Here is a 25873-nt window from a genome sequence, read left to right on the forward strand (position 1 = left end):
ATGATGTCGCGGGTGCCCGGATGGCTCGGCCGGATCGGCGCCGGACTGAGCGGGTGGGGCGAGCGGTTGGAGCGGCGGCGGGCGGAGATCGAGTCGGAGGGGGCGGAGCCCGGCGGGTCGGGCGACAGCTCGCGTGGCGGCTCGGGCGGCGGGCGGGACGACGGCGGCGCCGGTGGCTCCGGCCCTGGCGCTGGTTCTGGTTCTGGCGCTGGTTCTGTCTCTGACGCCGGTTCCGAGAGCGTCGGCGAGACCGGGAGCGGGGGTGCCGCGGGCGCTGAAGGCGGTGCGGGCGGCTCTTCGGGCTCCCCCGCCGATGAGGGCGACACCGCCGGTGCTCGGGACCAGCCGGCCGCCGCCCCGGTGCTCTACGCCCGGCCTGACCCCGCGTCGGCGGTGCCGTGGGGGATGCGGGTGGCGGCCGAGGCGGGGTGGCGGCTGCTCGTTCTCGCGGGCACCGTCTGGGTGTTGATGCGGATCATCAGCTCCGTCCAGCTGCTGGTGCTGTCGTTCACCACCGCGCTGCTCGTCACCGCGCTGCTCCAGCCGACCGTGGCCCGGCTGACCCGGTACGGCGTACCGCGCGGCCTCGCCACCGCGCTGACCGCCATCCTCGGCTTTGTCATCATGGGGCTGATCGGCTGGTTCGTCACCTGGCAGGTCATGGAGAACGTCGACGACCTCTCCGACCAGATCCAGGACGGCATCGACGAGTTGCAGCGCTGGCTGCTCGACAGCCCGTTCCATGTCACCGAGAACCAGATCAACGACATCGCCAAGAACCTCCGCGAGGCGATCAGCGACAACACGGACACCATCACCTCGGCGGGGCTGGAGGGGGTGACCGTCATCGTCGAGGCGCTCACCGGCATCCTGCTGACGATGTTCTCCACGCTGTTCCTGCTCTACGACGGCAAGCGGATCTGGCAGTGGACGCTGAAGCTGGTGCCGGCGGCGGCCCGGCCCGGGGTCTCGGCGGCCGGGCCGCGCGCGTGGCAGACGTTGACGGCGTATGTGCGCGGCACGGTGATAGTGGCGTTGATCGACGCGATCTTCATCGGCCTCGGGATCTACTTCCTCGATGTGCCGATGGCCGTGCCGCTGGCCGTGTTCATCTTCCTGTTCGCGTTCATCCCGCTGGTGGGTGCGGTCGTCTCGGGCGCGCTCGCGGTGGTGGTGGCGCTGGTGACGCAGGGCGTGTTCACGGCCGTCATGACGCTGGTCGTGGTGCTCGCCGTCCAGCAGATCGAGGGGCACATCCTCCAGCCGTTCATCCTCGGACGGGCCGTACGGGTGCATCCCCTTGCCGTGGTCCTGGCCGTCGCCGCCGGTGGCATGATCGCGGGCATCGGGGGCGCGGTGGTGGCCGTGCCCTTGGTCGCGGTCACGAACACGGTGGTGGGGTCGTTGCGGGCGTACGCGGACGAGAAGGAGCGGGAACGGGAACGGGGTCAGGTGCGGTAGGCCCGGTGGCCAGTGGCGTCAGCTTTGTTCGCTGTTCGTGTCCGTCGTGGTGCGGGGGAAGGAGACCTCCACTCGGCGGTTCTTCTTGCGGCCCTCTTCGGAGGAGTTGTCGGCGATGGGGTAGTCCTCGCTGTAGCCGCGTACCTCGAAGGTGACGTTGCCGCCCAGGTCGCCTGCGAGGAGGTCGTGGACGGCCTCCGCGCGCTGCTTGGAGAGGGTCAGGCCGTGGGCGTACGAGCCGAGGTTGTCCGTGAAGCCGAAGACGCGGACCGTGCCCGCGCTCTGCCTCTTGATCTCCTCCGCGATCGTCTGGATGCGGGAGCGGGCCTGCGGGTTGAGTTTGGAGCTGTTCTTCGGGAAGAGGACCTCCGCCTGGAGGGCGAACGTGACGTTCTCGTTGGTGTCCTCCCGGCGTTCCTCGCCGCCCAGGTCCTCCACGACCGACTTGATGTCCAGGACCTTGGCCTGGGCGAGCGTGGCTCCCTGGGCGAGCTTCAGGCCCGGGCTGTTCGCGTCCACCTCCGGGGGTGGGGAGGTCGTGACCGTACCCGGGGGTTCGCTGGGGTCGTCGGCGGCCTGGGCGGGGGGCGCGAGGGCGAGGGCGGCGAGGAGGGCGAGGGCCGCGGTGGTTTTTGGCGGGAGGACAGTCATCGTCACGTCACTCGTCCTCGGAGAGTTCGATCGTGGCGGGGGGCATGGAGCCGACCTGGAAGTCTACGGAGGTGGTGGATTCTGGGGGGGCGGGGAATTGGGCGAACCATTGGGCTGTCGCGCCCTCGTCGACGCCGCCGGTGAACTGTGTGCAGAGGCATCGGCCCGAGGTGTCCCGCAGTACGAGGTACTTCTTCTTGCCCGTCTGGTCGACGAGGCTGGCACCGGCGATGGACGCCCCGTTCTTGGCCAGTTCCTTCTCATCGCCCAGCCAACTCGCCGGCACCCAAGCCTCGCCGGTGTTGTTCACGACGGTCCCCTCAACGGTGACGAACCCTCCCTCGTCCCGCTGGGCCGATGTCACGGTGAGCGTCAGCCCGTTCTCCCCCTTCACCTCGGCCAAGACCGAGGCGGTGGTGGGCTCTTGCGTGTCCTGCTGGTCGTCGCCGTTGTCTCCCTTGGCGGACGGGGTGGACGACGAGCCCTTGTCCGAGGCCTTGTCGTCATCTCCTCCCCCGCCGCAACCGGCCACCGTGAGGAGCAGCCCGGTCGCGATCGCCACCGCGGTCACTGCCCTGCGGCCCTTCATGGTGTGCCGAAGGTTCATCGGTACGGCTTCCTCTCACTCGGCCAGATACACAGAGAACATCACGGACGCGTCGGGAAGGTCGTCCGGATCGAAATTCCCGGGGTCGATATCCACGGGTACGCCGTCGCAGTCCAGGGTGACGGGGTCCGTGGGGTTGGTGTTCACGTCGAAGTCGCAGCGCGGCTGGATGACAGCGACCGCCTGGGCCTTGGCTGTCATGTCCTCGGTGCCGGGGATGATCGAATCGCCCACGGTGTAGTCCGTCACGACATTGACCCGGAAGCCCGGGGCTCCGTTCACCTCGGTGAGCTGGGCGCCGCCTTGGACGGTGGCCTTGTTCTGGGCTGCCAGTTCCGCGGCCGCGGCGTCGGCCTCCGCCACGGGGATTCCACCTGCGGGCAGGTCGAGCCAGTCCAACCAGTCGCCGTTGCCTGCCTCGATGGCGTCGCCAAGGTCCAGCAGCAGTTCGTCCCGCGCTTGCTGCGCAGCCGCCAACGCCGCGGCGTCCGCCGCCGACTGAGCGCCGTTGCGGGCGGATGCAGCCTGGGCGAACACGAAGAAGGCCAGTGCCGTGAAGAGCAGGATCGCCGTCAGCCAGATGTAGAGGGGGAGGGTCGATCCCCGATCGCCGACCAGCTCACGGATCAGCCGATGACGCTCTTCACCGCGTTCAGGATCGCCTGGGAGATCAGCCCGTCCAGCCCCAGCCCGTCGATCATCACGAAGATGCCCGCGACGATGATCATGATGCCCGCGTATTCCACGAACCCCGCGCCCGCGTCCCGGTCGTGTCCGCGCATGCGGGAGACGACCGTGGTCCTCCAGGTCTTGAAACGGTGCTTCACCTTCATGGCGGTTGCCTTCCCGCGCGATGCCGACGCCAACCGGATCACCGTACGTGAGTCGGCCCGTACGGGGGGTGGGTCCGGGGGCCCAACTTCCGGTGGGAGGGTGGGTCATCGGGGCCACCCCTCGGGGGTTGTGCCCAGCCAGTGGGCTATGGCTTCGCTGCGGGTTGAGGTGTGCAGTTTCGCGAAGATGTGGTTGATGTGGTTCTTGACGGTCTTCTCGCTGATGAAGCAGGTGGCGGCGATCTGACGGTTGTTCATGCCGGTCGCGATGAGGTCCATCACCTCCACCTCCCTTGAACTCAGGCCGAAGGACGGTCGGTTGGCGTGGTTGAGGATGCGGCGGTGCAGGCGGGACGCGAACGTGGGGCGGGTCTTTGACGACTGTGCCATAGATGGTTGCACCTGCGAAGTAGGGTCGTGACTTTCGTGTGAAGGTTTGTAGGAAACGCCGAGTGAAGTTGAGACAGACTGGGAGAGGGGGCGATGTCCCTCCCGCAAGTTCCGTACCGCCGCTATCAGTTCCGGGGCCGTGAACTCGCCGTGGACCAGATAACCGGCCGCGCCCCGGCGCAGCGCCTCCGTCACGACCTCGGGTTCCGTGCTGTACGTCAGCATCATCACGGGGCAGAGCGCGGCCAGTTCGGGGAGGGCGGTGAGGCCGTCCGTGCCGGGCATGCGGACGTCGAGGAGGGCGATGTCCGGGTGGTGGTGGCGGGCCGCGCGCACCGCCTCCTCGCCGTTCGTGGCCTGGGCGACCACGGTGATGTCGGGGTGCGTGTCGAGGAGAGCCGTGAGGCCGGCGCGGACCACCGGGTTGTCGTCCGCGACGAGTACGCGGAGGGGCCGGTCAGGCATGTGCGGCCTCCTGTCGTCCGTGGGGCGGCGTAGGTCCGTGAGGAGGTCTCGGCAGTCGGCGACGGCTCGGCGGGCCGCAGAGGCGACGAGGGTGGCCTGTTGTCCGAGATGTGTGGGGTCGGGGGTGGCGTGGTTCGCCTTGGTCGCAAGGGCTTCGGTCGCAAGGGCTTCGGCGGCGAGGGCCAGACCGTGCAGGGTCGTCACCACGGAGTCGTGGAGTTCGCGGGCCAGGCGGGCGCGTTCCGACTGCACGGCCTCCGCGACGGCCAGGCTCGTCATGGCTTCGCAGAGGGCCTGGGTGGCCGTGTCGGTGGGGTGGGTGTGCCAGGAGGGCCGGGTGTTCATCAGCGGCCCAGGATGTCGCCGAAGTTGGTGCCTGAGCCCAGGAACATGCCTGTCGCGATGAGGATCATCGTGGCGGGGAGCATGAAGATCAGGGTGACCAGGGTGGCCTTGGGGATGGTGCGGGCGGCGCGGCGGCGGGCGTTCTGGGCGTCGGTGCGGCGCATGTCGGCGGCGAGCTGGATGAGGGTTTCCGCGATGGGGGAGCCCAGTTCCTCGCCCTGTTGGAGTGCCGAGACGAACTGGGCGACCTGTTCGGACGTGTTGCGTCTGCGGAGTTCGTCGAAGGCCTGGCGGCGGCTGACGCCCATGTCCATCTGGCGGAGGGTGATGCGGAGTTCGTCCGCCCAGGGGCCCTCGTACTTCTCCGCGACCCGGTCCAGCGCCTGACGGAAGCCCAGGCCCGCCGAGACCACGACCGCGAGGACGTCCAGGAAGTCCGGCAGGGTGCGGTCGATGACGTCCTTGCGGTCGCGGATGGCCTGCCAGATCGCCGCGTCGGCGGCGAGCAGGCCGAAGGCGATGGTGAACGCGGCGAACAGGGGGCGGTCGCTGGTGAGGAAGACCAGGCCCATGAACGCGCCGAAGAAGCCGTAGACGGCGCGGCGGGCGGCGTAGCGGTTGAGGGTGAGGCCGCCGGGGTTGCCCGCCATGTCGATCCGGCGGCGTTTGGCCTCGACCCGGCGCGGGCCCATCAGGCGCAGCACGAGGGGCGCGAAGCGCATGCCCAGGCGGTCGACGGCCGAGCCGGTCTTGGAGACGCGGGTGGCGCCCACCTCCAGGGCCAGCGCCAGATCGCTGGGGAGTTTCGCCTCGGCGCGGATCATGCGGATGCCGAGGAGGACGCCCGCCACGGAGATCGCCGTCAGGAGGGCCAGGAGCAGGGGGAGGAAGGAGGGCGTCGATGTCGTCATGTCTGTCACCGGGCCCTTCTCGTCGTCGTCATGTCTGTCACCGTGGCCCTCTCATACTTCGATCTTGCCGAGGCGGCGGATGACGAAGAAGCCGACCGTGTAGAGGCCGATCGAGATCAGGACCAGGGCCTGGCCGAGGGGGGAGCCGGTCACCCGGGCCAGGGCGCCGTCGTTCGAGGAGTTGATGAGGAGGAGGGAGCCGAGGCCGAGGAGGGGGACGGTGAAGGCCGTCGCGTTGACCTCGGAGAGCATCGTGCGCACCTCGCGGCGGGTCTCCTTCCGGTCCTCCAGGGTCTGGGTGAGGTTGCGGAGGGAGCTGACCACCGTGCCGCCCGCCTTGTTGGAGAGCACGAGGGTGGTGACGAGGACGACCAGTTCGCGGGAAGGCAGGCGTTCGGCGAGTTCGCCGAGGGCGTCGTCCACCGAGCGGCCGAGCGCCAGTTGGTCCGCTACCCGGGCCAGTTCCTCGCCCGCCGGGGCCTCCAGTTCCTCCGCCGCCATCGCCAGTGCCGTACGGAGGGCGAGGCCGGCGGCGGTGGCGTTGGCGAGGAGGCGGGCCACGTCCGGGAGTTGGTTGATGAAGGCCTCGATGCGTTTCTGGCGCTGCCAGTTGAGGAAGATGGCCGCCGCCCAGATGCCCACGGCTGCCGCGATCGGGCCGAAGAACGGGGCCAGGGTGGTCGCCGCGATCAGCCACAGGGCGGCGACGAGCATGGTGACGTAGGTGGCGAACTCCCCCGCCGTGAGGTCCAGTCCGGTCGTGGTCAGGCGGAGGTGGATCGCGCGGCCCAGGCGGGTGCGGCGCAGGCGGCGGTCGACGGCCGTGAAGCGGCGTACGCGGCCGGCCGCCGTGCGCAGGGGGCCGCCCTGGTGGCCCGCGAGGCGGTCGACCAAGGCCTGGCGCTGGGCGCGGCCGGAGGCGTACGCGTGTGCGCCCGCGACGGCGAGGGTGCCGCAGAGGATCGTGGCGCCGAGGGCCAGGAGGGTGGTGTTGTCCAAGTCCAGGTCCAGGTTCAGGCCCCGGTCCGTGGATGTCTGGGCCGCCCGGGTCGACAGGGTCGAGTAGGTCGACTGGATCGACAGGGTTGTCATGTCCTACCTCCTCGGGCTATCCGATGGCCTGGCGGGTGTTCAGCGGGTCGATCGCCTCCGATACGCCGTACGCGGGCGGCAGGGGCTCGTTGGCCACGTACAGCTTCTCCGCGACGGGGCGGGGTATCGGCAGGTGTTCGAAGCGGCCGTGGACGACGCGGTCGGCGCCGAGGGGGTCCGGGGCGTAGCGGGAGACCGTGGCGATACGGAACTGTTCGCGGCCGTGCGAGACGAGCAGGGCGATCTCGGTGATCTTGCGGGAGCCGTCGGCGAAGCGGGTGAGCTGGACGACCACGTCCACCGCCGAGTTGATCTGGTCCTTGAGGGCCTCGAAGGGGATCAGGACCTCGGACATCGAGCCGAGGGTCTGGAGCCTCATGAGGGCGTCCTCGGCGGAGTTGGCGTGGACCGTGGCGAGGGAGCCGTCGTGGCCGGTCGACATGGCCTGGAGCATGTCCAGGGTCTCGCCGCCGCGGACCTCGCCGACGATGATGCGGTCGGGGCGCATGCGGAGGGAGTTGCGGACCAGGTCGCGGATGGTGATCTGGCCCTTGCCCTCGATGTTGGGGGGCCGCGATTCGAGGCGGATGACGTGGTCCTGCTGGAGCTGGAGTTCGGCGGAGTCCTCGATGGTGATGATGCGTTCGCGGGGTGGGATCAGGCCGGAGAGGGCGTTGAGGAGCGTTGTCTTTCCGGTGCCGGTGCCGCCGCTGACGATGACGTTGAAGCGGGCGCGGACGAAGGCCGCGAGGAGCATCAGCATCTGCTCGTCGAGGGAGCCGAGGTCGATGAGTTCGGGGAGGGTGTAGGCGCGGGGGAAGCGGCGGATCGTGAGGGTGGGGCCGGTGAGGGCGAGTGGGGGGATGATCACGTTGACGCGTTCGCCGGTGGGGAGACGGGCGTCGACCATGGGGTTCGACTCGTCGACCCGGCGGTTGACCGTGGAGACGATGCGTTCGATGGTCTGCATGAGTTGGTCGGTGGAGGCGAAGCGTAGGGGGAGTTGTTCTACGCGGCCTCCTCGCTCTACGAAGATCGAGTCCGGGCCGTTGACCATGATCTCGGTGACGGAGGCGTCCGCGAGGAGGGGTTCCAGGACGCCCAGGCCGAGGGCCTCGTCCACGACTCTGCGGATCAGTTGGGAGCGTTCGGCGGAGGAGAGGACCGGGCCCTCTCGGCTGATGATGTGGCCCAGGACGCGTTCGAGGCGGGCTCGGCGGTCGGCCGCGGTGAGGGTCGACATCTCGGCGAGGTCGATCTCTTCGAGGAGCTTGGCGCGGTAGACGGCCACGAGGTGTCCGTCCTCGCGTCCGGTTCCTCCCTCGTCGGGGGCGGCGATTCGGGATCGCAGGCTCATCTTCTGGTCAGCTCCTCTCGGGGGGTGGGGGTTGGGGGGCCGGGGGGGCGTGGGTTGGGGGTTCGGGTCGGGGGTCAGTTGTCCGTGTCGTTGGGCATGGTGGCGGTGCGTTCGACGGTGACCGGGTCGAGGAGGGGGACGATCGAGGGGACGGTGACGGTGACCGTGTAGGTGGTGGTGTCGGTGCCGGTGCCGTCGAGTGCGGGGGTGGGGTTCAGCCATCCGCTCGCCGCGGCTACGCCTGCGGCTGCGCCTGTGCCGGGTTCCAGGGATTCGGCTCGGGCCGCGGCTCGGGCGGCTGAGCCGGCCTGGCTGATGCCGTAGCCGATGAGTCCCAGTTGGATCGCGGCCATGCCTACGAGGAGGAGGATCGGGAGGAAGCCGGCGAACTCCAGGATGGAGGTGCCTCGGTCGTTCCAGCGGTGGGGGTTTCGTCGGTTCGTCGTGGGGGCTTGGGCGCCTGGGGGTCGGTGGGTGGGTCGGGGGCGTGTCGGGGGGTGTCCGTCCTCGGAACGGCGCGGAATCGGTTGGCTGGGAAGCGGGGCGAGTTGACGCGCCAACCTCTGCGGGCGGACACCCCCCGACACGCCCCCTTCTCGCCGTACGCGGCCGACCCGCCGTCGGGGGCGCGTCACGATGCCCTTGGCGGCGGGGTCCGCCTCGGTGCGTGCGCGGGTGGTCCTCCGGCGGGGCCGTGTCACCACGCTGGTGTCGGAGGTGGCGTCGGGGTGGGTGGGGGTCATGGGGTGGTCCCCTCCAGGGCTGCGCCTGCCTCGCCGTTGACTGTCCAGCCTGCGTCGAAGCCGGGGAAGAAGAGGGGGACGGTGGCCTGGACCTCTGCGCGCATGACGGGGCCGGCGGGGATGCAGTCGATGGAGGTGTCGTTCCAGGCGCCGGGGAGGTGTTCGCTGCCGGCGGCTTCGCAGGCGGCGGCTATGTCGCCGTCGACGGCGTAGGCGGCGGTGGCGGCGCGGGCGGCCTCGTCGGCGGCGTTGCCTGCGAGGGAGTAGGTGTAGCCGTAGAGGGCGGCCTGCCAGAGGATGGCCATGGTGATCAAAATCAGGGGGAACATGCCGGCGAATTCGAGGGTCGCCGAGCCCCGGTCGCCCCCTTTGCGGCGGAGGACGAGGGCGCCTCGGTCGGTGGAGGACTTGCGGCGGCGGCCGCCGGCGTGGTGTTCCGGTGCGGCCACCAGTTCCAGTTCGGCGGCCAGGGCCCACAGGGACTGTTTGATCACCGAGCGGGTGTCCAGGTCCTGGAGGCGGCCCGCGTCGACCACGGACTGGAGTTCCTTGAAGGCGGCGGGGACGGCGGCGCGGGCCACTTTCGTGCCGGTGATCTTCTCGACCAGGGAGGGCTGGATCTCCGTGGCGCGGGAGAGGCGGTTGACGACCGTCAGGGTCTCCTCGGCCTTGCGGATCTGGAGGCGGTCCCAGAGGCGGACCATGCGTTTGGCGGCGCGGACGGCGACCACGTCGGGGGTGACGAGGAGGAGGGCGTGGTCGGCCATTTCGACGGCGGCGGCGGTGGCCGCGTTCATCTGGGAGCCGCAGTCGACGATCACGACGTCGTGGCGGGAGCGGAGGGTGGCCACGACCTGGCGGGCCACGCGGTCGGTCACCTCCTCGCCGCGTTCGCCCTCGGCGGGGGCCAGGAGGAGGGCGATGCCGGTGTCGTGGGAGTAGACCGCCTCCTGGAGGACGCGGGGGTTGATGTCCGTGATGCCGGCCAGGTCGGCGACCGAGCGGCGGAACTGGACGTCCAGGTAGGACGCCACGTCGCCGGACTGGAGGTCGAGGTCGAGGAGGGCCACCGTACGGCCGGACGCGCGGGCCGCGAGGGCGAGTTGGACGGCGGTGACCGTGGCGCCTACGCCCCCTTTGGCGCCGCTGACCGTGACGACGGTGCCGCCGGGGCCTGTGTACAGCTCGGGGGTGGTGCTGCCGAGGTGGCGGCGCATGCCGGCGGACCAGGCGGCGGCGGCCTGGACGCGTTCGGCGAGGGCCTCGTAGGCGAGGGGGAGGTTGACGATGCCGCGGGCGCCGGAGTCCATGGCGGCGGTGAGGACGCCGGTGCTGGTGTCGGAGGTGATGAGGACGACGCCGACCGCCGGGAAACGCAGGACGAGATCGCGGACCAGGTCCAACGCCGGGACCGGGCCGATCCGTTCGTGCACGAGGACGACTTCGGGCAGTTCGTCCAGGGAGTCGGCGGCCAGCCGCGCCAGGGTGTCGAGCAGGGCGGTGGAGTCGGAGACGGGGGGTGCCGGTTCCGCGTCGGCCAGCTGGCCGAGCAGGGTGGTGAGGGCGCGGGCCGACTCGACGTCCCCGGCGGCGGGGAGGACGCGGATGGTCATCGGTGGGTCCTCCCCGTTCCGCCGGTCACGGAGGCACAGATGATGGTGCACCTTCCGCCGGGCGCCAGTGGGCGGGTGGCGGCGGGCGCGGAGACACGGATTCCGCCAGGTGCGGGGACACGCATACCGGAGGGTGCGGGTGGGCGGGTGGCGGCGGTCGTGGAGGTCCGCATTCGGCCGTCGGGTGCCAGTGGGCGGGTCACGGCGGTCGTGGAGGTCCGCACATCGCCGGGTGCGGGTCGGTGCCTCGCGGCGGGCGTGGAGGTGCGCATTCTGCCGGGTGCCGGTGGGCGGGTGGCGTCGGTCGCCGAGGTCCGCATTCGGCCGTCGGGTGCCGGTGGGCGGGTCACGGCGGGCGCAAGGGTGCACCTTCCGCCGGGTGTCATTGGGCGGGTCACGTCGGCCGTGGAGGTGCGCACATCGCCGGGTGCCGTTGGGTGCGTCGCGGAGGTGTGCGGGGTGTGGGGCGTGCTCGTTCCGGGTGGGGCGGTGTGCGTGGGTGGCCTCGGGGTGGCCATCCGTAGTGGCATTCGGCGTACCTCCGTTCGAGGTGCCCTCGTGGGGACGTTCCGGACCGACCTCATCGCGGGGCCTCCTACTTGTCCTCGTCGAGGGTGTACGAACGGTCGTCCGGTACGACGACGGTGGCCTCCCCGCCCCCGACGAGGGCGAGACGGACGTGTTCGGCGAACGACTCGGCGAACGCGACGCGCTGGGCGTCGGCGGTGTCGAGCGCGAAGGTGATGGGGACGGCCTCGGTGGCCGTGCGCCGGCGGTCGTTGCTGGACTGGCCGGGTTCGAGGGGGGTCAGCTTGCCGACGTCGATGACGCGGGCGTCGGCGACCATCAGCTTGGACGTGTCCTTGCCGGAGTCGCTGTCCTTCTCCTCGAAGGTGGCGTAGATGTTGACCAGCGAGCCGGGGTTGATCTTGCCCGCCACTCCGGTGGAGGCGTCGATCAGGATCGCGATCTCCTGCTGCCCGGCTTCGAGTTCGGGCCGGTCGACGATCATGTCGGACTGGAGCAGGGAGCCCTTGCGCAGCTGGGTGACGGCGATCTTGCCGCGGATCTGCGCGAGATCGGTGACGGCCGTGGCGGACAGCCACCGCTCCGGCATCGAGATCCTCTCGAACTGGCCCGCCGTCAGCTCCTTGTAGGGCGCGATGTCGCCCTTGAGCCGGTACGCGGTCACCTCGGGTCCGACCTTCGCGTTCACGTCACGGATCACCGAGAGCACCCCGGCGAAGGCGGCCAGGGCGCACAGGGCCGAGAGGACCAGCAGGATGACGCCGCGGCGCTGGCGTGAGTTCATTGGCCGAACTACCTCGATCGGGGGGGGAGAGGGAGAAGGAGAGACCGACTGACGGGGCGTGCGAAGCCTTTCCGGCCTACGGCCTGTTCAGTTGTCGTACGGCTGTCATGTGGCCCCCCGGGGCAGCGCGCGCACGGGTGGTGGTTCCGGTTCCCGTAAGGGCGCCGCGCAGAACCCGCAGCGGTCGCCGATGAGTTCGAGGCCGCACCAGTGGCAGGTCTCGCGGCGGACGGACGAGACGAGCTGGTAGAGCACGGAGACGTCGGAGAGGCCGGCGGCGAACTCGACGAGCTTGCCGGTCCCCCACCAGCGCGTGGACCCCTCGGGCAACGGCACCGGCAGCGAACCCTGGACCTGCCAGGCCGGTGCCAGGGTCGCGGTGACCCAGTCGGACGGCGGCTGCGGTCCCTGTGCGACGAGCAGCCGGGTGCCGAACTCGGGCCCGGCCAGGGGCTCCTGGTCGGCGACGTTGAGGCGGGTGAGCTGGGGCCGCGGGTTGGCCAGGACGGCGAACTGGGCGCCCGGCATCCATGACTTGGCGTGCGAGGTGAGGGTGACCGGCACGCGGTCGAGCTTGGTGACGGAGCCGAGGAGGGCGCCGGCGTAGATGTAGTGCGCGAGGAGGCGTACGGAGGAGGCGAGCACCCCCGGGCTGAAGTCGCACACCGACAGCTGGCGCAACTGCTGGGCGAGCAGGGCGAGGCCGAGCGGCGGCAGGTCCACGCCGAGCAGGGCGATGCGGTCGCTCTCCAGCACGGAGCGGACGGTATGCAGCCGCCGGGCGACGGCCGTGCCGTCGGAGGTCGAGTGGAGGGCGATGACATAGCCGTGCTGCTCGATGAGCGCGTGCATGCCGAACAGGGAGGCCTCCAGGGTCTCCTGCGGCTGGACGACTGCGGGCGGTGTCTGCCGGTCGTGCGGTGGGAGCACCAGATCGGAACTGGTGACGGCTATCGCGGTCGGCACGCTGCACACCACCCCGTTCACTTCGGCGGGGTGGTCGACCACCGCCTCAGATGGCCCCTGTGAGGGGGGTCGTCTCCCTGGACGTCCCTCCTGCATCGTCTTGCATCAGCACCATATCCACGGCATGGCCCGATCAACACTGGATCTCCTTGATCAACTCACGGAAGGTGCGGGCCGTATCCACACAGAGTGAGACGCATATGCCTCAACTCGGCAGGCCAGGGCGGGTGTTGGGCCACACGTACGGGTGAACGGGCCTTGTGCGGGGAGTATTGACAACTTGATTGGTCTGGACCAGCGTACCGAGCATGTTCAGACAGAGAAGACGCATACAAATGCGGCGGTTCCGGTCGAGGGCCGTAGCCGCCGCCATCCTCGCCCTCGGTCTCACTCTCGTCGGCGCCGGACAGGCCTCCGCCGCGGACGTCAACAACGCCAGGAACGCCGGATTCGAGTCGGGGCTCAGCGACTGGAACTGCTCGGCGGGCAGCGGCGGCACCGTCTCCTCCCCCGTGCACGGCGGCGCGTCCGCGCTGCGGGCCGCCCCGGCCGGACAGGACAACGCCCGCTGCACGCAGGTGGTGGCGGTCAAGCCCAACTCGACGTACACGCTCAGCGCCTGGGTGCGGGGCGGGTACGCCTATCTGGGCGCGACCGGCACCGGTACGGCGGACGTGTCCACGTGGACGCCGGACTCGGCGGGCTGGAAGCGGCTGTCGACCACCTTCGGCACGGGCGCCTCGACGACCTCGGTGACGGTGTACACCCATGGGTGGTACGGGCAGGCCGCGTACCACGTCGACGACGTGGCCCTCTTCGGGCCCGACGGCGGCGGGGGCGGCGACCAGCCGCCCAACGTCCCGTCCGCCCCGGCCGGGCTGACGGTGGCGGGCTCCACGTCCTCGTCGGTCTCGCTGGCCTGGAGCCCGGTGTCGGGCGCCACGGGCTACCACGTCTACCAGGGCGGTACGCGGGTCCAGTCGGTCACCGGCACCTCGGCGACCGTGACCGGGCTCGCCGCCTCCACCTCGTACGCCTTCCAGGTCACGGCGGCCAACTCGGCCGGGGAGTCGGCCCGTTCGGCGTCCGTGACGGGGACGACGACCGCGACTCCGGGCGGCGGCACCGGGGTGCCGAAGCACGCGGTGACCGGGTACTGGCAGAACTTCAACAACGGGGCGGCGGTGCAGAGGCTCGCCGACGTCCCGTCGCAGTACGACATCATCGCCGTCGCCTTCGCGGACGCCACCGCCACGCCGGGGGCGGTCGACTTCACCCTCGACTCGGCGGGGCTCGGCGGCTACACCGTCGACCAGTTCAAGGCGGACGTCCGGGCCAAGCAGGCGGCCGGCAAGAAGGTCATCGTGTCGGTCGGCGGCGAGCGCGGCACGGTCGCGGTCAACAGCGCCTCCTCCGCGACGAACTTCGCGGACTCGGTGTACGCCCTGATGCGGACGTACGGCTTCGACGGCGTCGACATCGATCTGGAGAACGGGCTCGACGCGACCTATATGACACAGGCGTTGCGGGCGTTGTCGGCGAAGGCCGGCCCGTCGCTCGTCATCACCATGGCTCCGCAGACCATCGACATGCAGTCGACGTCCAACGCGTACTTCCGGACCGCGCTGAACATCAAGGACATCCTGACGGTCGTCAACATGCAGTACTACAACAGCGGTTCCATGCTGGGCTGCGACGGCAAGGTCTACAGCCAGGGGTCGGTGGACTTCCTCACCGCCCTCGCCTGTATCCAGTTGGAGGGCGGGCTCGCCCCGTCCCAGGTGGGGCTGGGGCTGCCGGCCTCGACGCGGGGCGCGGGCAGCGGGTACGTGGCGCCGAGCGTGGTGAACAACGCCCTCGACTGTCTGGCCCGGGGCACCCACTGCGGCTCCTTCAAGCCGCCGCGGACCTATCCCGGCCTCCGGGGCGCGATGACCTGGTCGACCAACTGGGACGCCACGGCGGGCAACGCGTGGTCCGACGCGGTGGGGCCGCATGTGCACGGGCTGCCGTAACGGGCTCCTGTAGGGCTGTGGCCCCGGGACCCCTGTAGGGCTGTGGTCCGGGACGCCTCGTGTTCTCCGCCGGCGCCCGGACCACGGTCGATCGCCCCGTGCTCAGCCCATCGGGCGGTAGTAGCCCAGTACTTGGGCCAGGTGCGCGAACCACTGGTGGAGGCGCTCGCGGGGTTTTGCCTCGACCGTGCATTCGAAGAAGGTGCCGTCCAGGTGGATGACGGCGACCATGAGCGCCTTGCCGTTGCCGCTCGCCTTGTAGTGGACGCTGCGGATCTCCGGCCAGGAGAAGTCGATGGAGACGCCGTGGTCCTCGAAGGCGACGCCGTTGGCGTCGACGACCACCGAGTTGCGGCGGTCGACGGCCAGGAACTCCGGGCCCTGGGCGGGAGCGGGGCCCGCCTGCGGGTACGGGTGGGGGACCGGTGCCGGTGCCGGTGGCGCGTACGGCGGAGGTGGCGGGCCGAAGCCCTGGGGGGCGCCCGGCGGTGTTCCGGGTGGCGGTGGTGGCTGCTGGTCCATGGCTGTTCGTCCCTCTGCCCCGTCGGTGTGACTCGTACGCACCGTATCCCTCCCCCACTCGTGAAACATTCCCCGGGGGCCACCGCATCAAGGGAGTGAGGGACAACAAGAAGAGACACGGCCACGGCCCGTGCGAGCTCGTTCAGGGGGAGCCGGAGATGAGACCAGTCCGCGCGGACGGATACCAGGAGTTCGCGGCGGCGCGTGCGGGGCATCTGTACCGCTCCGCGTGTCTGCTCACCGGCGGGGACACCCACCTCGCCGAGGACCTCGTGCAGGAGACGCTCGGCCGGCTGTACGTGAAGTGGGGGCGGGTGCGGCGGGCGGACAACCCCGCCGGGTACGCGCAGACCGTGCTGACGCGGACCTTCCTGGCCCATCGGCGGCGGCTCAGCAGCCGGGAACGGGCCACCGACGTGATCCCGGACGTGCCCGCCGCGCCCGGCTCCGACTCGTCCCTGCGGCTCACCCTCGTCGAGGCACTCGGCCAACTGCCGCCCAAGGACCGGGCCGTGGTCGTCCTGCGCTACTGGGAGGACCGGTCCGTCGAGGAGACCGCCGCGGCGATGAACGCCAGTTCGGCGGCCGTACGCACCCGATGCGTCCGCGCCCTCGCCCGCCTGCGCGTCCTCCTCGGGGACGGCATCGGTGAGTACGTCACCCCCTGAGCACACACAGACACAGTCCCCTCCCCCAGTTCCCCATCCACGCGCGGAAACGGCGGTTCGTCATGCCCCTTGACCAGCACGAAGACCCCTTCGAGAACCGGCTCGGCGATGCGCTGCGCCGGGCCGGCGACACCTTCGACACCGACGGGCACGCCCTGGTCGGCGGCGGAGCCGTACGCGGCCGGCGGATGCTGTTCCGCCGGCGCGCGGCCGTACTGGGCGGGGTCGCCGGGATCGCGCTCGTCGGCGTGGGCGGAGCACTGCTGCTGCCCGGGGGCGGCGACGGGGGCGGACAGCGGTCCGTGGCGGCGGGGTCCCGCGATCCCGCGGTCCGCGACGACGACGGCGCGGTGTCCGGCGCCGAACTCCTCGGCATGCTCAAGGAGTTGCTGCCGGACGGGAAGATCAGCGGGGAGTCGGCCCGTGGCACGAGCGCGGACCCGGGGCCGTACGCCCATGTCGTGTACGACGACGGCAAGGGCGGCGGGGCCGTACAGCTCGGGCTCGGGCGGATCGACGCCGACAGCGAGCACGGCCGGCAGCTGACCGACTGCCCGGACAAGACATTCGTCGGCTACGACTCCTGCGAGGAGAGCACCCTGCCGGGCGGCGCACGGCTGATGCTCTTCCAGGGCTACGAGTACCCGGACCGCCGGGTGGACACCAAGCACTGGTACGCGCAGCTGGTCGATCCGGCGGGGTACGAGGTCAGCGTCATGGAGTGGAACGCCGAGGCGCAGAAGGACGCGCCGATCACGCGTGCCGAACCGCCGCTCTCCACCGCCTCCTTGAAGGCCATCGTCACGGACCCGGGCTGGCAGGCGGTCGTCGACGCCATCACGGAGAAGCCGACGGGCGACGGCGGGCAGGAGAACCAGGAGGAGAAGGAGACCTCGTCGACGGAGCAGCCCGGCTCCGCCTCCGTGGACGCGCCGACCGTCGACGGCGCCGCGATCCAGGAGACCCTGCACGGGCTCCTCCCCGAGGACGTGGACGTCGTCACGAAGGGCGGCCAGGAGACGGACTTCGGCTATGTCGTCGTCGACGACGGCAAGGGGCTGAGCCTGGTGCAGATCAACGTGCAGCTCGGGATGGGGGATGTGGCCGACTCGCTGTTCGGCGACGACGCGGAGACCCTGCCCGACGGCACGAAGGTCGCGGAGAAGCAGCAGGCCGGGGAGAAGGGCGGCGAGGGGGTCGTCATGTGGACCGTGGACACGCTCCGCACGGACGGGCTGCGGGTCGTGATCAGCGCCTTCAACTCCGGCGCCCAGCACACGGCCGCGACCCGTGAGACCCCCGCGCTCACCATGGCGCAGCTGAGGGAGATCGCCACCAGCGGGAAGTGGGAGACGCTCGGCTAGTCACGCCCGTTCGGCAACTGTTCGGGGTTCGGGTTCGCCGGGGTCAGAAGAAGTCCGCCCACGGCTGGTCCCAGATCTGTTTGACGGCCAGGACCAGGAAGAGGAGGCCCGCGATGGCGAGCATGGCGTTGCTGAGGATGCCGTTGCGCCATTCGCGGGGTGTGCGGGAGGAGTTGAGGAGCCAGAGGAGGGTGGCGGCGAGGAACGGGAGGAAGGCCGCGCCGAGCACGCCGTAGAGGATGATCAGGCGGAACGGCTGGCCCTGGAAGAGCAGGACGATGGGCGGGAAGGTCAGCCAGAGCAGATACGCGCGGAACGGCCAGGACCGCGCGCGCTCGCCGGAGGCGACCTCCGCGCCCTTCGCCGTCTCCTTCGAGCGGTAGCGCGCCACGAAGTCCGCGAACATCAGGCTCACGCCGTGCCAGACGCCGATGAGGGAGGTGTACGAGGTGGCGAAGAAGCCGATGAGGAAGAACTTGGCGGTGGCCGGGCCGTACTCGTCCTCCAGGATGTCGCCGAGCTGGATCAGGCCCTTGTCGCCGGTGGCCATGGCGATGTTCGCGGAGTGCAGCAGTTCGGCGCCGACGAAGAGCATGGAGATCACGAAGATGCCGGTGGTGATGTACGCGACCCGGTTGTCGAGCCGCATGATCTTCATCCAGCCGGTGTCGGTCCAGCCCTTGGCGTTGACCCAGTAGCCGTACGCGGCCAGCGTGATCGTGCCGCCGACGCCGCCGATCAGGCCCAGGGTGTTGAGGATCGAGTCCTTCTCGTCGGGGAGGACCGGCAGCAGTCCCGCGAAGGCGTCCGCGAGGTTCGGGGTGACCCTGATCGCCAGGTAGACGGTCACCACGAACATGACGCCCACGAGGACCGTCATGACCTTCTCGAAGACCTCGTACTTGTTGAACCAGACGAAGACCAGGCCGCTCAGACCGCAGAGGACGGCCCACCACTTCAGGTCCATGACGTCCGGGAACAGCGCCTGGAGGGGCAGGGCGCTGGACGACATCGCGGCGGCGCCGTAGACGAAGCCCCAGACGACGACGTACACGACGAAGAACCACGTCGTCCAGCGGCCGAGGCTCGCCCAGCCGTCGAAGAGGGTGCGGCCGGTGGACAGATGCCAGCGGCCGGTGGCCTCGGCGAGCGAGATCTTGACGAGGCAGCCGAGGACGGCCGCCCACAGCAGGGTGTAGCCGAAGTTGCTGCCCGCGATCAGGGTCGCGACGAGGTCGCCGGCGCCGACACCGGTCGCGGCGACGACGATGCCGGGACCGATGTACTTCCAACTGGATTTACGGGGTGGGGGGTTGGTGTCGGAGGTTGCGGGTGTGTCTGTGGGGTTTCCCGTGGTGTCCGCCATGGGGGTCAAGAAACCCTAAAGGACCACTGGGGACAAGAGGGCGTGCGCGGCGCCCCTTCGGCCTAGCCGACGCAGCCGGCCATCCCGCAGGTGCCCAGCTCGAACCAGACGGTCTTGCCCCCGGGGCCGTCCTGGTGGCAGCCCCAGCGCCCGGCCAGCGCGTCGACCAGGAACATGCCCCTGCCGCTCTCCGATATCTCCGTCGCCCGGCGCACCCGGGGCGGGCGGCCGTCCGTGTCCGACACCTCGCAGCGGAGCACACCGTGTGAGGCCGACAGCGTCAGCTTCAGCCGGCTCTCCGCGTGCACCAGCGCGTTGGTGACCAGTTCGCTCACCAGCAGCTCCGCCGTGTCGGTCTGTTCGAGCAGACCCCATCCCTCCAACTGCCTGCGCACCTGCGCGCGCGCCTGCGCGGCGGCGGTGGGACGGGGGTCGTACTCGACGCTCAAATGGCCCGCACCCATGGGTGGTTGGGGGTACGAGGCGAAATGGGGGCCGGAATCCGGAAGGAGACCCCCGGAGAGTTGCAGCATGCTTCCAGGGTTGCCGCCGCGCGTACCCGGCACACGGGGAGGAATACCCGTTTCCGGCGGTGCATATACCTGTTTCCGGTCCAGGTACGTCCGCAATTGGGCACGTACGAGGCCGATGTACGCGTACGAGGTTGTGTACGCGTTTGCGGGCGACTTGCAGGCGGCTCGCGCGCGCCGTGAACTCCCCGGTCACTCTTGACCTGGTCATGCCAGAACCCGGACCATGAGCGCCACACCCGCACCAGGGCCGGTGGGCACCCCCACGGTCGCCGGCCGGCCCGAGGCACGTCGCAAGGATCCACCCCCCGCTCCACTCCCCGTTTCCGGAGACCCCGGAATTCCTGGAGAACAGAGGAGACTTCATGCGACTCCGCATACGCGGCCGCACCGCCGCCCTCGCCACACTGCTGGCGCTGGCCCTCTCCGCCCCGGTCGCCGCGACCACCACGGACGCCACGGCGACCAGCGGCGAACGGCCCAAGGCCTCGGCGGACGACATCCGCCAGTACGAGGTCCACATGCACTCGGACAGCAAGTCCCGTACGGCGCTGCAGCAGGCCGGTGTGACCGTGGACGACGCCGACGACCACTCGGTGTTCGTCTCCGGCCGCGCGGACCAGATCAAGAAGCTGAGGCAGCAGGGCTACGAGATCACCCCGCTGGGCGCGGTCCCCGACCGGTCGAACGGCGAGGACGACGTACGGCTCTTCGACTTCCCGTCCGCCGACTCCCGCTACCACAACTACGCGGAGATGACGAGCGAGATCAACTCCGTGGTCGCGGCGAACAGTTCGATCGCCAGCCAGCGGGTCATCGGGACCACGTACCAGGGCCGGAACATCGTCGCCATCAAGATCAGCGACAACGTCGGCACGGACGAGGCCGAGCCCGAGGTGCTGTTCACCCACCACCAGCACGCCCGTGAGCACCTCACCGTCGAGATGGCGCTCTATCTGCTCAACGAGCTGACCTCCGACTACGGGACCGACTCCCGCGTCACCAACATGGTGAACAACCGCGAGATCTGGATCATCCCGGACGTCAACCCGGACGGCGGCGAGTACGACGTCGCCACCGGCTCATACCGTTCGTGGCGCAAGAACCGGCAGCCCAACAGCGGTTCATCGGCCGTCGGCACGGACCTCAACCGCAACTGGAACTACCGCTGGGGCTGCTGCGGCGGCTCCTCCGGGTCGACATCCTCGGACACCTACCGGGGGGCGTCCGCCGAGTCGGCGCCCGAGGTGAAGGTCGTCGCCAACTTCGTGCGCAGCCGGGTCGTCGGCGGGGTCCAGCAGATCAGGACCGGCATCGACTTCCACACGTACAGCGAGCTGGTGCTGTGGCCCTTCGGGTACACGACCGCCGACACGGCGACCGGGATGACGGCGGACGACCGGAACGCGTTCGCCACGGTCGGCGGGAAGATGGCCGCGAGCAACGGGTACACGCCCGAGCAGTCCAGTGACCTCTACATCACGGACGGGTCGATCGACGACTGGCTGTGGGGCAACCAGAAGATCTTCGGGTACACGTTCGAGATGTATCCGGGGTCGGCGTCGGGGGGTGGGTTCTATCCGCCCGACGAGGTGATCGCCCGGGAGACCTCGCGGAACCGGGACGCGGTGTTGCAGTTGCTGGAGAACTCGGACTGCATGTACCGGTCGATCGGCAAGGAAGCGCAGTACTGCTAGCCGAGGGTTCTGAGCTCGTTCTGGGAGGGGGGAACTGCGGGACCGTCGGGGCTGGTCGCGCAGTTCCCCGCGCCCCTTACGGGGCGCTGTCCGACTCTTCTTCGAAGTACGCGTCCAGGACCTCGTCGATCTGCTTCTCCCACGTCGCGTGCTCGGACTTCGCCTTGGCCTCGATCTCCAGGAAGTACCAGCGGCGGTCGGGGGTGTGGACCGTGATCGTGAAGCGCTTGCCGAAGAGGGGGGACTCCGTCTCGATCGCGCCGATCTCGTCCCAGGTGAACTCGCACTCCTGGTCGTCCAGGCGGAGCCGTACGCCGGCGGCGTCGGCGGTGATCTTCGCGCGGCGGTCGGAGGCCTCGAAGACGGGGGTGTCTGTGGGGGTGTCTGTGGGGGTGTCTGAGGGGGCGTCGGTGGGGACTTCCGCGTCGGCTTTCGCGTCGGCTTTCGCGTCGGTCTCGTCCTTGGCTTCGCCGTCGGTATCCGTGTCGGCTTCCGCGTCGGATGCGTCCTTGGCTTCGCCGTCAGTTTCCGCGCCGGATTTGTCCTTGGCTTCGCCGTCAGCTTCCGCGTCGGCTTTCGCGTCGGATTCCGCGTCGGATTCCGTCTCGGATGCGTCCTTGGCTTCGCCGTCGGTTTCCGCGTCGGTTTCGGCTTCCGCTGCCGGTTCGGTGGGTTCCGTGTCCTCCTTCTTCACGGACACCGGTGCCGTGAGTCCTGGGATGTGCGACGGGTCGACCGCCGCGGCGGCCAGGGGCTGGGTGTTCGAACCGATGCGCTGCTCCACAGCGGGCAGTATGGTCGACGATCCTGTGCCGGGAACAGTCGGCCCGGGCATATGTCCGTATCTGGGTTTCACGACGCTCAGACGAACACGCTCAATACCGCCGCGACCGCGAAGCCCGCGAGGGACAGCACCGTCTCCAGGACGGTCCAGGTCTTGAGGGTGTCGCGTTCGCTGATGCCGAAGTACTTCGCGACGATCCAGAAACCTCCGTCGTTGACGTGCGACGCGAAGATCGAACCCGCCGAGATCGCCATGATGACGAGGGCCACGAAGGCCTGGGAGTGGTCACCCCCGGTCAGCAGGGGCGCGACGATACCGGCCGTGGTGACGATCGCGACCGTCGCCGAACCCTGGGCGACCCGGAGCACCACCGAGAGCAGGTAGGAGAGGACCAGCACCGGCAGGCCCACGTCGTTGAACGTGTCCGACAGGGCCTGCGCCACCCCGCTCGCCTTCAGTACCGCACCGAAGACCCCGCCCGCGCCGACCACCAGCAGGATGTTGCCGACCGGCTTGAGGGACGACGTCGACACCGTCTCCAGCGACTTGCGGGACCAGCCGCGGCGGATGCCGAGCAGGTAGTAGGCGAGGAGCAGGGCGATCGTCAGCGCGACGAAGGGGTTGCCGAAGAACTCGATCACCGAGCGGAGGGTGGAGGGGTCCAGCGCGATCGAGGAGAACGTCGCGGCCAGGATCAGCAGGAGGGGGGTGCCGATGATGAGGAAGACCGTGGTGAGGGGGACCGGCTTCTCCGTGGGCGCCACTCCTGCGGCACGTTGTTCGTCGATCACCGCCTGACGGGACTCCTCCGCCGCCTCCACCATGTCCTGCGGTACGGGGACGAAGATACGGCGGCCGATCCACGCGGAGAACGCCCACGCCGCCAGTACGGCCGGGATGCCGCAGACCACGCCCATCAGGATGACCCAGCCGAGGTCCACGTGGAGGAGGCCCGCCGCGGCCACCGGGCCCGGGTGCGGGGGCAGGAAGGCGTGCGTCATCGACAGGCCGGCGAGGAGCGGGAGGCAGTAGAGCAGGATCGACTTGCCCGAGCGTTTGGCGGCGGCGTAGACGATCGGGGCGAGCACGAAGATGCCGACGTCGAAGAAGACCGGGATGCCGAAGATCAGGCCGGTCAGGCCCATCGCGAGGGGGGCGCGCTTCTCGCCGAAGAGGTTCAGGAGGCGGGAGGCCAACACCTCGGCTCCGCCGCTGACTTCGAGGATGGCGCCGAGCATCGTACCGAGGCCGATGATGATCGCGACGTGGCCGAGGATGCCGCCCATGCCGGACTCGATGGTCGAGACGGCGTCGCTTCGCTGGACCGTGCCGAAGAGTTCGGTGACCGAGAGGCCTGCGGCCAGGCCGACGGCTATGGAGACCGCGAGGAGGGCTACGAAGGGCTGGAGTCTCGTCTTGATGATGAGGAAGAGGAGGAGGGCTATGCCGAGGGCGGCGACGGTGAGGAGGCCGGCGGTGCCGTCTATGAGGAGGAGCAGGCCGCCGGTGTGTGGGGGTGTTTCGGGCATGGGGGTCCTCTGGGTGGGGGCATGCGGATGCGGAATCCGGGCAGGGGGGATCGCAAGAGGGGCCGGGTGCGGGTTTGTGGGGGTTGCTCGCGCAGTTCCCCGCGCCCCTTTGGGGCCTGCGGCCCATCAAGGCGCGGGGGCGGTGGGTCAGGCGTTCAGGACTGCCAGGGCGTCGATTTCGATCAGGAGGCCTGCGGGGAGGCCTACGTAGACCGTGGTGCGGGCGGCGGGGGCCGCGGTGAGGTGCTGTTCGAAGTACTCGTTGTAGAGCGCGTTCATCTCGGCGAAGTGGTCCACGTCGGTGAGGTAGACGCGGATCATCATCACGTCGTCCCAAGTGGCGCCGCCCTCTTCGAGGATCGCCTGGACGTTGGCGAGGGTCTGGAGGGTCTGCTCGCGCAGGGTGGGGCCGGCGGGGGTCGGGGGCTGGCCCTCGACCGCGGGGAGGAAGCCGACCTGGCCCGCGACCTGGAGGATGTTGCCCTTGCGGACGCCGTGGGAGAACTTCGCGGGGGGTGCGGTGTGGGTCTTCGGGGTGAGGGCGATCTTGTCGGTCATACCGGGTCCTTGTCCGTCATACGGGGTCTGAGGTGGGGGTTCTGCCGGAGTACTCGCCGCTGATCGCGTCCGCGGTGCGGCGGACCAGCGGGAGCAGGGTGAGGAGTTCGTCGGCGGTGACGACCACGTTGGGCGCGGAGACCGACATCGCGGCGACGACCCGGCCGTCGGTGCCCCGGATGGGCGCGGCGACGCAGTTGATGGACTCCTCGTGGCCGCCGAGGTCGGTGGCCCAGCCCTGTTCGCGGACCCGTGCCAGCTCCTTGAGGAAGGCGGGGGCGTTGGGGGTCGAACGGGGCGTGTACAGGGGGTAGTCGAGCTTCTCCGCGAGGGTGCGGCGCTCGGGGTCCGGGAGGTCTGCGAGGAGGAGTTTGGCGACCGCGGCGACCGTGATGGCGACCGGCTTGCCGATCCGGGAGTACATGCGGACCGGGTACCGGCTGTCGACCTTGTCGATGTAGAGGACCTCGTTCTCCTCGTAGACGGCGAGGTGGACGGTGTGGCCGCAGTGTTCGTTGAGGCGGACGAGGTGGGGGTGGGCGATCTCGCGGATGTCGAGGTTCTCCACGGCCTCCTGGGCGAGGGCGAAGAGGCGGGCGCCGAGGCGGTAGCGCTGGTCGGACTGGCGGTAGACCAGGCCGTGTTCGTGGAGGGTGCGGAGGAGGCGGAGGGCCGTGGACTTGTGGACGCCCAAGCGGTCGGCGACCTGGCCGAGGTCGGCGGGGCCCTCGGCGAGCAGCGGCAGGATGCTGAGCGCGCGGTCGACGGTCTGGCTCATGGGGTGCGTACCTCCTCGGGGGCCTGCTCGGCTTGCGTCCAGCCGGGGCCGAGTCGAAGTCTCCCCCACGCGTCGTCGTCCAGGGCGGCGAGGCGGTCGGCGTGGTCGCGGTGGGGTGGGGTGCCGAGGTCGCCGGGGGCGGTGAGGGTGGCTGCGGCCATGAGGTGGCCGTGGCGGAGGCGGGCCTTGGCGGGGAGGGTGCGGAGGGTGGCGGAGAGGAAGCCGGCGGCGAAGGCGTCGCCTGCGCCGATCGCTGCCGCGACGTGGACGGTGGGGGCGGGGACGAAGGTCGTGGTGTCCGTGGGGGCGGGGTCCGTGGGTGCGGTGTCCGTGGGTGGCCGGGTGCGCGTCGTCTCCGGGTCGCCTGCGGTGGGGGTGGGGTCGGGGGCGTGCCGGGGGGTCTCCGTCCTCGGTCCGGCGGGCGCCGCCTGGTGGGGAAGGGCCCGGGGGTGGACGCCGGCCGCTGCGGGCGGACACCCCCCGGCACGCCCCCTTCCGTCCGTACGCGGCTGATCCGTGGAGGCGGGTGGGCGCTCGAACAGGGTGGCTCCGTGGGCCCCTTGTTTCACCACGAGGGTGGTGGGCTCGGGGAGCAGGGTGCGGATGGCGGTCGGGCCGCCGGTGATGCCCCAGGCCTCCTGGGCCTCGTCCTCGCCTACGAAGACGATGTCGGCGCGGCGGGCTAGTTCGAGGAGGACGTGTGGGCCTTCGGGGGCGTTCCAGAGGCCGGGGCGGTGGTTGACGTCGAAGGAGATCAAGGGGTGGTGGGGGTGGGGGTGGGGGGTCGTCAGGGTGTGGAGGAGGCGGAGGCAGTCGGGGGACAGGGCCGCCGTGATGCCGGAGAGGTGCAGGATGCGGCCTGCGCGTACGGCGGTGAGGTCGACGGTCTCGGGGGACATCGCCGAGGCGGCCGAACCGGCGCGGTAGTAGGCGACCTCGTGGGTGGTGGTGGAGCGGTCGCCCGCCGTGCGGAAGTAGATGCCGGTGGGGCGGGTGGGGTCGCGTACGACGGAGGTCACGTCGACGTGGTGGCTCGCGATCGTCTCGATCAGGTGGTCGCCGAAGCCGTCGGTGCCCACCCGGCTCACCCAGCGGACCGGGTGCCCGGTTGCCGCGAGGGCGATCGCGACGTTGGACTCGGCGCCGCCGATGGACCGGTCGAAGGAGGGGACGTCGGCGAGGCGGCCGGGGCGGGTGGGGAGGAAGGTGACCATGGACTCGCCGAGCGCGACCACGTCGATGTCGGGGGAGCGGCGTCCGTCGGCGGTCACGATGGTGGGGCTCCTCGTCGCGTCGGCTGGTGCGGGTGGGCACCG

Annotated in this window: 25 protein-coding genes; 5 read left to right on the forward strand and 20 right to left on the reverse strand. The window is 70.2% G+C overall.

Features of this window, described 5'->3' with window-relative positions; genetic code table 11:
• Positions 1-3 precede the first annotated feature (3 nt).
• Positions 4-1461 carry an AI-2E family transporter gene (locus ACZ7MG_RS07635; RefSeq protein WP_471388288.1) on the forward strand — a complete coding sequence of 486 codons (1458 nt, stop codon included), beginning with the start codon at positions 4-6 and terminating at the stop codon, positions 1459-1461.
• Positions 1462-1479: 18 nt separating this feature from the next.
• Here the strand turns inward: ACZ7MG_RS07635 and ACZ7MG_RS07640 are convergent, their stop codons facing one another.
• The 12 genes from ACZ7MG_RS07640 to ACZ7MG_RS07695 all read right to left on the reverse strand — a co-directional run bounded on the left by ACZ7MG_RS07640 (position 1480) and on the right by ACZ7MG_RS07695 (position 12788).
• The gene (locus tag ACZ7MG_RS07640) at positions 1480-2112 is read right to left on the reverse strand and encodes an OmpA family protein (RefSeq protein ID WP_471388291.1); all 633 of its coding nucleotides are present in this window, start codon (positions 2110-2112) and stop codon (positions 1480-1482) included.
• A gap of 7 nt (positions 2113-2119) precedes the next feature.
• Positions 2120-2719 (reverse strand): hypothetical protein, encoded by a 600-nt coding sequence (locus tag ACZ7MG_RS07645; protein WP_471387932.1) that lies wholly within the window; start codon positions 2717-2719, stop codon positions 2120-2122.
• A gap of 15 nt (positions 2720-2734) precedes the next feature.
• Entirely contained in the window at positions 2735-3349 is a 615-nt protein-coding gene (locus ACZ7MG_RS07650) for a pilus assembly protein TadG-related protein (RefSeq protein WP_471388294.1), read from the reverse strand.
• Positions 3346-3552 carry a hypothetical protein gene (locus ACZ7MG_RS07655; protein ID WP_471388296.1) on the reverse strand — a complete coding sequence of 69 codons (207 nt, stop codon included), beginning with the start codon at positions 3550-3552 and terminating at the stop codon, positions 3346-3348. Before ACZ7MG_RS07655 ends, ACZ7MG_RS07650 begins: the two co-directional genes overlap by 4 nt.
• Before the next feature lie 105 nt (positions 3553-3657).
• Positions 3658-4752 (reverse strand): response regulator, encoded by a 1095-nt coding sequence (locus ACZ7MG_RS07660; protein WP_471387935.1) that lies wholly within the window; start codon positions 4750-4752, stop codon positions 3658-3660.
• Positions 4752-5663, reverse strand: a complete 912-nt coding sequence (locus ACZ7MG_RS07665; protein ID WP_471387938.1) for a DUF5936 domain-containing protein — start codon at positions 5661-5663, stop codon at positions 4752-4754. Before ACZ7MG_RS07665 ends, ACZ7MG_RS07660 begins: the two co-directional genes overlap by 1 nt.
• A 51-nt stretch (positions 5664-5714) precedes the next feature.
• Positions 5715-6755: a type II secretion system F family protein gene (locus tag ACZ7MG_RS07670; protein ID WP_471387940.1), complete on the reverse strand. Its 1041-nt coding sequence runs from the start codon at positions 6753-6755 to the stop codon at positions 5715-5717.
• 16 nt (positions 6756-6771) lie between these two features.
• Positions 6772-8112 (reverse strand): CpaF family protein, encoded by a 1341-nt coding sequence (locus ACZ7MG_RS07675; RefSeq protein ID WP_471387942.1) that lies wholly within the window; start codon positions 8110-8112, stop codon positions 6772-6774.
• A 74-nt stretch (positions 8113-8186) separates the two neighbouring features.
• Positions 8187-8510, reverse strand: a complete 324-nt coding sequence (locus ACZ7MG_RS07680) for a TadE/TadG family type IV pilus assembly protein (RefSeq protein WP_471388298.1) — start codon at positions 8508-8510, stop codon at positions 8187-8189.
• A gap of 341 nt (positions 8511-8851) precedes the next feature.
• Entirely contained in the window at positions 8852-10468 is a 1617-nt protein-coding gene (locus tag ACZ7MG_RS07685; protein WP_471387945.1) for an AAA family ATPase, read from the reverse strand.
• A gap of 595 nt (positions 10469-11063) precedes the next feature.
• On the reverse strand, positions 11064-11780 hold the full coding sequence (gene cpaB, locus ACZ7MG_RS07690; RefSeq protein WP_471387947.1) for a Flp pilus assembly protein CpaB: 717 nt from the start codon (positions 11778-11780) through the stop codon (positions 11064-11066).
• A gap of 105 nt (positions 11781-11885) precedes the next feature.
• Positions 11886-12788 (reverse strand): hypothetical protein, encoded by a 903-nt coding sequence (locus ACZ7MG_RS07695; protein WP_471387949.1) that lies wholly within the window; start codon positions 12786-12788, stop codon positions 11886-11888.
• A gap of 293 nt (positions 12789-13081) precedes the next feature.
• Here ACZ7MG_RS07695 and ACZ7MG_RS07700 point away from each other — a divergent pair, with 293 nt between their 5' ends.
• Entirely contained in the window at positions 13082-14761 is a 1680-nt protein-coding gene (locus ACZ7MG_RS07700) for a chitinase (RefSeq protein ID WP_471388301.1), read from the forward strand.
• A gap of 102 nt (positions 14762-14863) precedes the next feature.
• Here ACZ7MG_RS07700 and ACZ7MG_RS07705 read toward each other — a convergent pair whose 3' ends face one another.
• On the reverse strand, positions 14864-15283 hold the full coding sequence (locus tag ACZ7MG_RS07705) for a hypothetical protein (protein ID WP_471387952.1): 420 nt from the start codon (positions 15281-15283) through the stop codon (positions 14864-14866).
• A gap of 158 nt (positions 15284-15441) precedes the next feature.
• Between ACZ7MG_RS07705 and ACZ7MG_RS07710 the strand changes: the two genes are divergently transcribed.
• Both ACZ7MG_RS07710 and ACZ7MG_RS07715 read left to right on the forward strand, forming a co-directional pair.
• Positions 15442-15951: a SigE family RNA polymerase sigma factor gene (locus ACZ7MG_RS07710; RefSeq protein ID WP_471387955.1), complete on the forward strand. Its 510-nt coding sequence runs from the start codon at positions 15442-15444 to the stop codon at positions 15949-15951.
• A gap of 62 nt (positions 15952-16013) precedes the next feature.
• Entirely contained in the window at positions 16014-17315 is a 1302-nt protein-coding gene (locus ACZ7MG_RS07715; RefSeq protein WP_471387958.1) for a hypothetical protein, read from the forward strand.
• Between the two features lie 43 nt (positions 17316-17358).
• Here ACZ7MG_RS07715 and ACZ7MG_RS07720 read toward each other — a convergent pair whose 3' ends face one another.
• Together ACZ7MG_RS07720 and ACZ7MG_RS07725 are read right to left on the reverse strand one after the other, a co-directional pair.
• Positions 17359-18681, reverse strand: a complete 1323-nt coding sequence (locus ACZ7MG_RS07720) for an Nramp family divalent metal transporter (RefSeq protein WP_471387961.1) — start codon at positions 18679-18681, stop codon at positions 17359-17361.
• A gap of 62 nt (positions 18682-18743) precedes the next feature.
• Positions 18744-19145 carry an ATP-binding protein gene (locus ACZ7MG_RS07725; protein ID WP_471388304.1) on the reverse strand — a complete coding sequence of 134 codons (402 nt, stop codon included), beginning with the start codon at positions 19143-19145 and terminating at the stop codon, positions 18744-18746.
• A gap of 431 nt (positions 19146-19576) precedes the next feature.
• Between ACZ7MG_RS07725 and ACZ7MG_RS07730 the strand changes: the two genes are divergently transcribed.
• Positions 19577-20908, forward strand: coding sequence for a M14 family metallopeptidase (locus tag ACZ7MG_RS07730; RefSeq protein WP_471387963.1), 1332 nt, complete (start codon positions 19577-19579; stop codon positions 20906-20908).
• Between the two features lie 76 nt (positions 20909-20984).
• Here ACZ7MG_RS07730 and ACZ7MG_RS07735 read toward each other — a convergent pair whose 3' ends face one another.
• The 5 genes from ACZ7MG_RS07735 to ACZ7MG_RS07755 all read right to left on the reverse strand — a co-directional run bounded on the left by ACZ7MG_RS07735 (position 20985) and on the right by ACZ7MG_RS07755 (position 25828).
• Positions 20985-21692 carry a hypothetical protein gene (locus ACZ7MG_RS07735; protein ID WP_471387965.1) on the reverse strand — a complete coding sequence of 236 codons (708 nt, stop codon included), beginning with the start codon at positions 21690-21692 and terminating at the stop codon, positions 20985-20987.
• A gap of 77 nt (positions 21693-21769) precedes the next feature.
• A complete protein-coding gene (locus tag ACZ7MG_RS07740; RefSeq protein ID WP_471387969.1) occupies positions 21770-23221 on the reverse strand; it encodes a GntP family permease in 1452 nt (483 codons plus the stop codon).
• Between the two features lie 147 nt (positions 23222-23368).
• Positions 23369-23779, reverse strand: a complete 411-nt coding sequence (locus tag ACZ7MG_RS07745; RefSeq protein ID WP_471387971.1) for a RidA family protein — start codon at positions 23777-23779, stop codon at positions 23369-23371.
• Between the two features lie 16 nt (positions 23780-23795).
• Positions 23796-24557, reverse strand: coding sequence for an IclR family transcriptional regulator (locus ACZ7MG_RS07750; protein WP_471387974.1), 762 nt, complete (start codon positions 24555-24557; stop codon positions 23796-23798).
• Positions 24554-25828 (reverse strand): sugar kinase, encoded by a 1275-nt coding sequence (locus ACZ7MG_RS07755; RefSeq protein WP_471387977.1) that lies wholly within the window; start codon positions 25826-25828, stop codon positions 24554-24556. Before ACZ7MG_RS07755 ends, ACZ7MG_RS07750 begins: the two co-directional genes overlap by 4 nt.
• Between the last annotated feature and the right edge of the window lie 45 nt (positions 25829-25873).

It is taken from the genome of Streptomyces sp. NPDC107538 (assembly GCF_055657445.1).

Bases quoted from the DNA above. Each gene is read 5' to 3' on its own strand.
- ACZ7MG_RS07670 (WP_471387940.1), bottom strand. From the start codon at position 6,755: ATGACAACCCTGTCGATCCAGTCGACCTACTCGACCCTGTCGACCCGG.
- ACZ7MG_RS07685 (WP_471387945.1), bottom strand. From the start codon at position 10,468: ATGACCATCCGCGTCCTCCCCGCCGCCGGGGACGTCGAGTCGGCCCGC.
- ACZ7MG_RS07640 (WP_471388291.1), bottom strand. From the start codon at position 2,112: ATGACTGTCCTCCCGCCAAAAACCACCGCGGCCCTCGCCCTCCTCGCC.
- ACZ7MG_RS07655 (WP_471388296.1), bottom strand. From the start codon at position 3,552: ATGAAGGTGAAGCACCGTTTCAAGACCTGGAGGACCACGGTCGTCTCC.
- ACZ7MG_RS07730 (WP_471387963.1), top strand. From the start codon at position 19,577: ATGCGACTCCGCATACGCGGCCGCACCGCCGCCCTCGCCACACTGCTG.
- ACZ7MG_RS07705 (WP_471387952.1), bottom strand. From the start codon at position 15,283: ATGGACCAGCAGCCACCACCGCCACCCGGAACACCGCCGGGCGCCCCC.
- ACZ7MG_RS07745 (WP_471387971.1), bottom strand. From the start codon at position 23,779: ATGACCGACAAGATCGCCCTCACCCCGAAGACCCACACCGCACCCCCC.
- ACZ7MG_RS07675 (WP_471387942.1), bottom strand. From the start codon at position 8,112: ATGAGCCTGCGATCCCGAATCGCCGCCCCCGACGAGGGAGGAACCGGA.
- ACZ7MG_RS07740 (WP_471387969.1), bottom strand. From the start codon at position 23,221: ATGCCCGAAACACCCCCACACACCGGCGGCCTGCTCCTCCTCATAGAC.
- cpaB (WP_471387947.1), bottom strand. From the start codon at position 11,780: ATGAACTCACGCCAGCGCCGCGGCGTCATCCTGCTGGTCCTCTCGGCC.
- ACZ7MG_RS07710 (WP_471387955.1), top strand. From the start codon at position 15,442: ATGAGACCAGTCCGCGCGGACGGATACCAGGAGTTCGCGGCGGCGCGT.
- ACZ7MG_RS07720 (WP_471387961.1), bottom strand. From the start codon at position 18,681: ATGGCGGACACCACGGGAAACCCCACAGACACACCCGCAACCTCCGAC.
- ACZ7MG_RS07725 (WP_471388304.1), bottom strand. From the start codon at position 19,145: ATGGGTGCGGGCCATTTGAGCGTCGAGTACGACCCCCGTCCCACCGCC.
- ACZ7MG_RS07750 (WP_471387974.1), bottom strand. From the start codon at position 24,557: ATGAGCCAGACCGTCGACCGCGCGCTCAGCATCCTGCCGCTGCTCGCC.
- ACZ7MG_RS07645 (WP_471387932.1), bottom strand. From the start codon at position 2,719: ATGAACCTTCGGCACACCATGAAGGGCCGCAGGGCAGTGACCGCGGTG.
- ACZ7MG_RS07715 (WP_471387958.1), top strand. From the start codon at position 16,014: ATGCCCCTTGACCAGCACGAAGACCCCTTCGAGAACCGGCTCGGCGAT.
- ACZ7MG_RS07665 (WP_471387938.1), bottom strand. From the start codon at position 5,663: ATGACGACATCGACGCCCTCCTTCCTCCCCCTGCTCCTGGCCCTCCTG.
- ACZ7MG_RS07660 (WP_471387935.1), bottom strand. From the start codon at position 4,752: ATGAACACCCGGCCCTCCTGGCACACCCACCCCACCGACACGGCCACC.
- ACZ7MG_RS07700 (WP_471388301.1), top strand. From the start codon at position 13,082: ATGCGGCGGTTCCGGTCGAGGGCCGTAGCCGCCGCCATCCTCGCCCTC.
- ACZ7MG_RS07635 (WP_471388288.1), top strand. From the start codon at position 4: ATGTCGCGGGTGCCCGGATGGCTCGGCCGGATCGGCGCCGGACTGAGC.